8 protein-coding genes are annotated in these 8,770 nt (G+C 70.7%); all 8 read left to right on the forward strand.

Annotated elements, in window-relative coordinates:
* Window positions 1-76 precede the first annotated feature (76 nt).
* The 8 genes from G5C51_RS20445 to G5C51_RS20480 all read left to right on the forward strand — a co-directional run bounded on the left by G5C51_RS20445 (window position 77) and on the right by G5C51_RS20480 (window position 8,746).
* Window positions 77-1,003: a LysM peptidoglycan-binding domain-containing protein gene (locus G5C51_RS20445; RefSeq protein WP_165239459.1), complete on the forward strand. Its 927-nt coding sequence runs from the start codon at window positions 77-79 to the stop codon at window positions 1,001-1,003.
* A gap of 341 nt (window positions 1,004-1,344) precedes the next feature.
* Window positions 1,345-2,001: a LysM peptidoglycan-binding domain-containing protein gene (locus tag G5C51_RS20450; protein WP_165239461.1), complete on the forward strand. Its 657-nt coding sequence runs from the start codon at window positions 1,345-1,347 to the stop codon at window positions 1,999-2,001.
* 203 nt (window positions 2,002-2,204) lie between these two features.
* Window positions 2,205-3,485: a phosphopyruvate hydratase gene (gene eno / locus G5C51_RS20455; protein ID WP_165239463.1), complete on the forward strand. Its 1,281-nt coding sequence runs from the start codon at window positions 2,205-2,207 to the stop codon at window positions 3,483-3,485.
* 101 nt (window positions 3,486-3,586) lie between these two features.
* Window positions 3,587-4,066 (forward strand): FtsB family cell division protein, encoded by a 480-nt coding sequence (locus tag G5C51_RS20460; protein WP_165239465.1) that lies wholly within the window; start codon window positions 3,587-3,589, stop codon window positions 4,064-4,066.
* 44 nt (window positions 4,067-4,110) lie between these two features.
* Window positions 4,111-4,638: a DUF501 domain-containing protein gene (locus G5C51_RS20465; RefSeq protein ID WP_165239467.1), complete on the forward strand. Its 528-nt coding sequence runs from the start codon at window positions 4,111-4,113 to the stop codon at window positions 4,636-4,638.
* Window positions 4,635-5,570 carry a Ppx/GppA phosphatase family protein gene (locus G5C51_RS20470; RefSeq protein ID WP_165239469.1) on the forward strand — a complete coding sequence of 312 codons (936 nt, stop codon included), beginning with the start codon at window positions 4,635-4,637 and terminating at the stop codon, window positions 5,568-5,570. Before G5C51_RS20465 ends, G5C51_RS20470 begins: the two co-directional genes overlap by 4 nt.
* A 257-nt stretch (window positions 5,571-5,827) precedes the next feature.
* Window positions 5,828-7,279 carry an NAD(P)/FAD-dependent oxidoreductase gene (locus G5C51_RS20475; protein WP_165239471.1) on the forward strand — a complete coding sequence of 484 codons (1,452 nt, stop codon included), beginning with the start codon at window positions 5,828-5,830 and terminating at the stop codon, window positions 7,277-7,279.
* A gap of 171 nt (window positions 7,280-7,450) precedes the next feature.
* Window positions 7,451-8,746, forward strand: coding sequence for an SAM-dependent methyltransferase (locus G5C51_RS20480; RefSeq protein ID WP_165239474.1), 1,296 nt, complete (start codon window positions 7,451-7,453; stop codon window positions 8,744-8,746).
* The last annotated feature ends 24 nt before the right edge of the window (window positions 8,747-8,770 follow it).

An 8,770-nucleotide genomic window follows, 5' to 3' on the forward strand; every position in this document is an offset into this window, starting at 1 on the left:
GGCATCGACTTGTGATGAACGTACTTACGGGTTAGGTTCGGCGCTCGTTGTGAGATCGCCGATCGAAAGGCACCGCATGCTCTCCGGCAACGGACGGCACCGCCGACTCCGCCAGGCCCCCGCGTTCGTCGTGGCGGCCGGAATGACCGGAGCGGGGATCGCCCTGCCGCTGCTCTCCGCCGGCGCGGCACAGGCCGCCGACGGGGACACCTGGGACCGGGTCGCGCAGTGCGAGAGCGGCGGCATGTGGGCCGCCGATACCGGCAACGGGTATTACGGCGGGCTGCAGTTGACCCCCGAGCAGTGGGAGCAGTACGGCGGCGACGAGTTCGCGGAGCGGCCCGACTATGCGAGCCGCGTGCAGCAGATCGCCGTGGCCGAGCGGATCCTCGACGCCGAAGGGGCGCGGGCGTTCGCGCACTGCACCGACGGCACCGAACTCGAGGGCGACGAGCAGTCCCCGGGCCAGGGCCGCGACTCCCTGCCCCCGTCCGTAACCCCCGAATCCCCGGAGCCTTCCGGGGAGCCGACGGAATCGGCGGAGCCCAGCGAGCCGACCGAACCGACCGCATCCGCGGAGTCCGAGCGGCCCACGGAGCAGCCGAGCGAGTCGAGCGGGCCCACGGAGTCCGCGAGCCCCTCGGACACGCCGAGCCCCTCGGACTCGACCGGCACCCCGGGCGGCGCCCGCCACCGCGGCGACCCGGCGCCCGACCCGTCCGCGTCCGCCGAGTCCCCGGAGCCCGCGACGCCTTCGGAGACCCCGGGAACCGGCAAGCACCGCAAGCCCGGCACCGGCGACTTCGGTGACCGCGACCGCGGCAGCCGCGATGCCGACCGCGGCGATTACACCGTCCGACCGGGTGACAATCTGTCAAAAATTGCCGCAGAGCGCTCCGTACGCGGCGGATGGCCCGAGCTCTACGCGGACAACAAGGACGTCATCGGCTCCGACCCGAACCTCATACACCCTGGTCAAAGCCTTGATTTCGGGCGAAACTAGGACTTCTCGGACGTAATCCGAAGCCGCTTGTCCGATTTCCCGTAAGTGCGAGATCCGCATCGTCGACGCCGTGCCGTGCTGCGGTATGAAGAGTCCTTCCCACCTGCGGAGATGGCCCCGGATTCGGCCGAACGGGGCCGCCGCGACGCCGGTTTGCGGTCTTTGAATCGGTGGTGTTCGTGTGCTTACCGTCACATCGCTCGTCACCGCGAGCCCCGGCGATCGCCACGCCTAATCCTGTCGGCGTTCGTACGGGCAACTTGCAGCAATGCACCGCTGACAGGAGTGGGGCGCAGTCGGCTTGGGGTGACCTCGCAGGCGTCGGTGAAGAAGAGAACAACATGCTGCAATCCGGCGGCCGCCGCATCGCGGGCCACACACGAGTTGTCATGTTCGTCAGCGCGGCAGGCACGGTGCTCAGCCTGCCAACGGTGGGGGCGGGCACCGCACACGCGGCGCCCATCGAGACCTGGGAGAAGCTCGCGTCCTGCGAGTCCAGCGGCAACTGGGCCATCAACTCGGGCAACGGGTTCTACGGTGGCGTCCAGTTCACGCAGTCCAGCTGGGAGGCGGCCGGCGGGCACCGGTTCGCCGCCCGGGCCGACCTCGCCAGCAAGAACCAGCAGATCGAGACCGCCGAGCGGCTGCTCGCCATGCAGGGCCCCGGCGCCTGGCCGAACTGCGGCCCGAAGGCCGGCCTCGCCCGCGGCGCCGCCCCCGAGGAGCGCGTGGAGCCCGAGGCGCCGCAGGAGGACGCCGGCCCGCGGGTCGGCGACGAGCCCGAGGCGTCCGGCGGCGACACGAAGGCGGACACCGGCTCCCGCACCGTCGGCCGCTGGACGTACGTCACCGTGAAGCCCGGCGACACCCTCGACGAGATCGCGCACGAGCAGGGCGCGGAGGGCGGCTGGTCCTCGGTCTACGAGGACAACAAGGACACGGTCGGCGACAACCCCGACCTGATCCGCCCGGGCCAGCAGCTCAAGGTCGCGACCTGAGCCACCCGGGGAGCAGCGCGCGGCCCGGGACACCGGTGCGGTCCCGGGCCGCCGCGATGCTGCCTGACGGCAGCACTGCCTCGAGCGCGCGGCGCCGGAAAAGAACGACCCCCGAGTAACAGTTAGGCTCGGGGCAAGACTGACGTGCGCCCCGCCGCTGTGGCGCACACCACAAGCATTTGCATCCCTCCGAAGGAGACACCGTGCCGTCGATCGACGTCGTCGTAGCCCGCGAGATCCTGGACTCTCGCGGCAACCCCACGGTCGAGGTCGAGGTCGGCCTCGACGACGGCAGCACCGGGCGTGCCGCCGTCCCGTCCGGCGCCTCCACCGGCGCCTTCGAGGCCCTGGAGCTGCGTGACGGGGACAAGGCTCGCTACGGGGGCAAGGGCGTCGAGAAGGCCGTGCTCGCCGTGATCGAGCAGATCGGCCCTGAGCTCGTCGGCTACGACGCCACCGAGCAGCGGCTGATCGACCAGGCGATGTTCGACCTGGACGCCACCCCGGACAAGTCCTCGCTCGGCGCGAACGCCATCCTCGGCGTCTCCCTCGCCGTGGCGCACGCCGCCTCCGAGGCCTCCGACCTCCCGCTCTTCCGTTACCTGGGCGGCCCGAACGCCCACCTGCTGCCGGTCCCGATGATGAACATCCTCAACGGCGGCAGCCACGCGGACTCCAACGTCGACATCCAGGAGTTCATGATCGCCCCGATCGGCGCGGAGTCCTTCTCCGAGGCCGTGCGCTGGGGCGCCGAGGTCTACCACACCCTGAAGTCGGTCCTGAAGGAGCGCGGCCTGGCCACAGGGCTGGGCGACGAGGGCGGCTTCGCGCCGAACCTCGACTCCAACCGCGAGGCCCTCGACCTGATCATCACCGCGATCGAGAAGGCCGGCTACACCCCCGGCCAGGACATCGCCCTCGCCCTCGACGTCGCCGCCTCCGAGTTCTACAAGGAGGGCAAGTACATCTTCGAGGGCAAGGAGCGCTCCGCCGCCGAGATGACGGAGTACTACGAGGAGCTGGTGGCCGCGTACCCGCTGGTCTCCATCGAGGACCCGCTCTTCGAGGACGACTGGAGCGGCTGGGCCGCCCTCACCGACAAGCTGGGCGACAAGGTCCAGATCGTCGGCGACGACCTCTTCGTCACCAACCCGGAGCGCCTGCAGCGCGGCATTGACGACGACGCCGCCAACGCCCTCCTGGTCAAGGTCAACCAGATCGGCTCGCTGACCGAGACCCTCGACGCCGTCGAGCTCGCCCAGCGCAACGGCTTCAAGTGCATGATGTCGCACCGCTCCGGCGAGACCGAGGACGTCACCATCGCCGACCTGGCCGTCGCCACCAACTGCGGCCAGATCAAGACCGGCGCCCCGGCCCGCTCCGAGCGCGTCGCGAAGTACAACCAGCTGCTGCGCATCGAGGAGATCCTCGACGACGCCGCGGAGTACGCCGGCCGCTCGGCGTTCCCCCGCTTCAACAAGTAGTGCAAAGAAGCGAGTAGCAGCACGCCTGCCGGACAGCCCCGGCCGCACCACGTATCGTGCGGACCGGGGCTGACGGCTGACTTACGCAGGGGAGGACCCCTATGCCCGCAAAGGAACGGTTCTCCACCACCACACGGCTGAAGCTGCTCGGCGAGCAGGCCGTCCTGCGCGTCTCCGAGCGGGTCTACCGCGCCCGCCCCCCGCGCCGCAGCCGCCTCACCGGCCGGGCCGCCGTGCTCGCGCTCGTCGTCTGCTCGCTGGTGGTGGCCCTCGCGTATCCGATGCGGCAGTACATCACCCAGCGCGCCGACATCGCCGAGCAGCAGCAGAAGCTGGACGACACCAAGGACCGGCTGGAAAAGCTCCGCGACGAGAAGGCCCGCTGGCAGGACCCCGACTACGCGCGCCGGCAGATCCGCGAGCGGCTGCACTACGTGAACCCCGGCGAGAAGGGGTACATCGTGCGCGGCAGCGCCGGAGACGGCCGCCGCGGCGCCGACCCGTCCGCCGCGGACCGCCCCTGGTACGAGAACCTCCTCGACGGCATCGACGCCGCGGACGCCGCCTCCGCCACCCGCTGAGCACCCGCGCCGACGACCCACGGCAAGCTGAGAAGATCTGAGACATGGACACCCCACCGCCCACCACCGACCCCACACCGCCCACCGGGGCCGACATCGCCGCCATCCGCGAGCAGCTCGGCCGCACCCCGCGCGGCCTGCGCTCCATCGCGCACCGCTGCCCGTGCGGCAACCCGGACGTGGTGGAGACCGCCCCGCGGCTGGAGGACGGCACCCCCTTCCCCACGCTGTACTACCTGACCTGCCCGAAGGCCGCCTCGGCGATCGGCACGCTGGAGGCCAACGGCGTCATGAAGGAGATGACGGCCCGGCTGGCGGAAGACCCGGAGCTGGCGGCCGCGTACCGGAAGGCGCACGAGGACTACATCGCCCGCCGCGACGAGATCGAGGTGCTGCAGGGCTTCCCCAGCGCCGGCGGCATGCCGGACCGGGTGAAGTGCCTGCACGTGCTGGTCGGCCACTCGCTGGCGGCAGGACCCGGCGTGAATCCGCTCGGCGACGAGGCCATCGCGATGCTGCCGGAGTGGTGGAAGAAGGGCGCGTGCGTGCAGGTCGAGGAGGCCGCCGAGTGACCCGGGTAGCAGCGATCGACTGCGGTACGAACTCCATCCGCCTGCTGGTCGCGGACGTGCAGCCGGACACCGGCAAGCTCGTCGACCTCGACCGCCGCATGCAGATCGTCCGCCTCGGCCAGGGCGTGGACCGTACCGGACGGCTGGCGCCCGAGGCGCTGGAGCGCACCTTCGCGGCCTGCCGGGAGTACGCCGAGATCATCCGCGGCCACGGCGCCGAGCGGGTCCGCTTCGTCGCCACGTCGGCGTCCCGCGACGCCGAGAACCGCGAGGACTTCGTCCGGGGCGTACGGGACATCCTCGGCGTCGAGCCGGAGGTGATTACGGGCGATGAGGAGGCGGAGCTCTCCTTCACGGGGGCGACCGCGGAGCTGACGGGCGAATTCGAGAAGCCGTACCTCGTCGTCGACATCGGCGGCGGTTCGACCGAATTCGTGGTCGGCTCGGATCACGTCACCGCCGCCCGCTCCGTCGACGTCGGCTGTGTCCGGCTCACCGAGCGGCACCACTTCTCCGATCCGCCCGCCCCCGCGCAGATCCGCGCGGCCCGCGCGGACATCGAGGCGGCGCTGGATCTCGCAGCCGAAACGGTGCCCCTCGGCGAGGCAAAGACCCTGGTCGGACTGGCCGGATCCGTCACCACCGTGGCCGGGATCGCGCTGGGCCTGCCCGCCTACGACTCCGCCGCCATCCACCACTCGCGGCTGTCACTCGAACGGGTGAGTGAGGTCTCCGCGAATCTCCTCGCCGCGACCCACGACGAGCGCGCCGCGATCCCCGTGATGCACCCCGGCCGGGTCGACGTCATCGCTGCTGGGGCCCTGGTTCTGCGCGCCGTGATGGAGCGTACGGGCGCCACCGAACTGGTCGTCAGCGAGCACGACATCCTCGACGGAATCGCCTTCAGCGCGGCGCGCGAAGAAACTTCGTGAACCTTTTCACATGAAGAGTTGCCCGTTCGCGGCCCCTGTGCCGTTCCGCAGGGGTCATGGGTGTCAACAAGTTGTTGAGGGTGCGGATGGTGTGCCGACGCCGTGTCGGAAACCGCAGCTCAGAGCGGTGACGGCGAGTCGGCCCCGGAGCGCGTGAAGCGCGCTGAAGGTGCGGGCGCGCAGTGTAGCACCGGTACCGTGGGTGCTTGTGAAGGGGCTCACGAGCGACCCCTCCAGCCCCGGTGGATACTTCTTACATGAGCACAACGGAGCGTCCCAGGATCCTCGTAGTAGGCGGCGGTTACGTCGGCCTGTACGCGGCGCGCCGCATCCTCAAGAAGATGCGTTACGGCGAGGCGACGGTGACTGTCGTCGACCCGCGCTCGTACATGACGTACCAGCCCTTCCTCCCCGAAGCTGCCGCCGGCAGCATCTCCCCGCGCCACGTCGTGGTCCCGCTGCGGCGCGTGCTCCCTCAGGCGGAGGTGCTCACCGGCCGGGTCACCCACATCGACCAGGACCGCAAGGTCGCCACGGTCGAGCCGATCGTCGGCGAGTCGTACGAGGTGCCGTTCGACTACCTCGTCGTCGCCCTCGGCGCCGTCTCCCGCACCTTCCCGATTCCAGGGCTCGCCGAGTCCGGCATCGGCATGAAGGGCGTCGAGGAGGCCATCGGCCTGCGCAACCACGTTCTCGAGCAGCTGGACATGGCCGAGTCGACCACCGACCCGGACATCCGGCGCAAGGCCCTCACCTTCGTCTTCGTCGGCGGCGGCTTCGCCGGCGCCGAGACCATAGGCGAGGTCGAGGACCTGGCCCGCGACGCGGCCAAGTACTACCCGTCGGTCAAGCGCGAGGACATGCGGTTCATCCTCGTCGACGCCGCCGACAAGATCCTCCCGGAGGTCGGCCCCGAGCTCGGCAAGTGGGGCCTGAAGCACCTGCAGGAGCGCGGCATCGAGTGCTATCTCTCGACCTCGCTGGACTCCTGCATCAATGGCCACGTCGTGCTGAAGAACGGCCTCGAGGTCGACTCCAACACGATCGTCTGGACCGCCGGCGTGAAGCCGAACCCGGTCCTGAAGGAGTACGGCCTGCCGCTCGGCCCCCGCGGCCACGTGGACACCGCCGCCACCCTCCAGGTCCAGGGCACCGACTACATCTGGTCGGCCGGCGACAACGCCCAGGTCCCCGACCTCGCCGCCCGCGCGGCCGGTGTCGAGAACGCCTGGTGCCCGCCGAACGCCCAGCACGCCCTGCGCCAGTCCAAGGTCCTCGGCGACAACGTGGTGGCCGAGATGCGCGGCTTCCCGCAGCGCGAGTACCGCCACCACAACATGGGCGCCGTCGCGGGCCTCGGCCTGCACAAGGGCGTCGCGATGATCGTCCTCGGCAAGCTGAAGCTGAAGTTCAAGGGCCGGCTGGCCTGGTACTTCCACCGCGGCTACCACGGCATGGCCGTCCCGACCTTCAACCGGAAGATCCGGGTGCTGGCCGACTGGACGCTCGGCATGTTCCTCAAGCGCGAGGTCGTCTCGCTCGGCGCGCTGGAGTCTCCGCGCGACGAGTTCTACGAGGCTGCCGCGCCGGTCACCGCGGCCGCGGCCGCCAAGCCCGGCCCGGGCAAGCTCCCGCCGCCGGAGCCGGCCAAGGTCGCCGCCGAGCACGCGGCCGCCGCGCCGATCGCGCCCGCGGAGCGGGCCTCGTAACACCTGAAAGCACAGCGAAGGGCGTCCTCCCAATCCTGGGGGAGGGCGCCCTTCGGCTTGTGCACCACCCTTTTTTACGTCCCCTTTTCGCGTCAGCGGGACTGCGGTCGGGGGCGGTTGGTGTTTACGTAGGGACAGGTCCTGTCTCGCTGACACCCACGGAGGTGCGACATGCCCGACGCCGCCTCGCGGCTCACCGCCCTTGCCGATCAGATCCTGGGAGAGCCCCTCCCCCTACGGATCCGCGCCTGGGACCGCAGCGAGGCCGGACCGCCGGGAGCCCCCGTCCTCGTCATCCGCCACCCGCGGGCGCTGCGCCGGCTGATGTGGAAGCCCGGCGAGCTGGGTCTCGCGCGGGCGTGGGTGGCGGGCGAGATCACCGTGGAAGGCGATCTGTACGAGGTGCTGGGACTGCTGGCGGGGTCCCTGTGGGAGCGGGGGGAGGACCGTCCCAAGCGGCGCTTCTACGATCCCGCGCTGCGCGGTGCGGCGAAGGAATTCCTCTCGCTGGCGGGCCCCTGGCCGCCGCCTCCGCCGCCGCGCGAGGAGGTGCGGCGGCGGCGCGGGCCGCTGCACACGCTGCGGCGGGACAAGGAGGCGATCAGCCATCACTACGACGTCGGGAACGACTTCTACGAGATGGTGCTGGGCCCTTCGATGGTGTACTCGTGCGCGTACTGGGAGGACGGCGGGACGCTGGAGGAGGCGCAGGCCGCGAAGCTCGATCTGATCTGCCGCAAGCTGGGCTTGGCGGAGGGTGACCGGCTGCTCGACGTCGGCTGCGGGTGGGGCTCGATGGCGCTGCATGCGGCCGAGGAGTACGGGGTGAGCGTCCTCGGGGTCACGCTGTCGCACGAGCAGGCGGCGTATGCGCGTAAGCGGGTCGCCGAGGCCGGGCTGGCGGACCGGGTGGAGATCCGGGTGCAGGACTACCGGCTGGTGGATCCGGCGGCGGACGGCCCCTTCGACGCGATCTCGTCGATCGGGATGGCGGAGCATGTCGGGTCGCAGGCGTACGGGGTGTACGCGAAGCAGCTGTTCAGCCTGCTCAGACCCGGCGGGCGGCTGCTGAACCACCAGATCGCGCGGCGGCCGCTGCGGGACGAAGAGGCGTATGAGATCGATGAGTTCATCGATGGCTACGTCTTCCCCGACGGGGAGCTCTCGCCGATCGGGACGACGGTGTCGCAGCTGGAGGCGGCGGGCTTCGAGGTGCGGGACGTGGAGTCGATCCGCGAGCACTATGCGCGCACCTTGCGCGCGTGGGTGGCGAATCTGGAGTCGCGGTGGGCCGAGGCGGTGGCGACTACGTCGCCGGGGCGGGCGCGGGTGTGGCGGCTGTATATGGCGGCTTCGGCGCTTTCCTTTGAGCGGAACCGGATCGGGGTGAACCAGGTGCTGGCGGTACGGACGCCGGGGGCGGGTGACTCGGGGCTGCCGTTGCGCACGAGGGCCTGGACGGCTTAGTCGCGTAGGGCGCTGTACCCACCC

The organism is Streptomyces coryli, assembly GCF_011044975.1.
GTDB classification, from domain to species: Bacteria; Actinomycetota; Actinomycetes; order Streptomycetales; family Streptomycetaceae; genus Streptomyces; species Streptomyces coryli.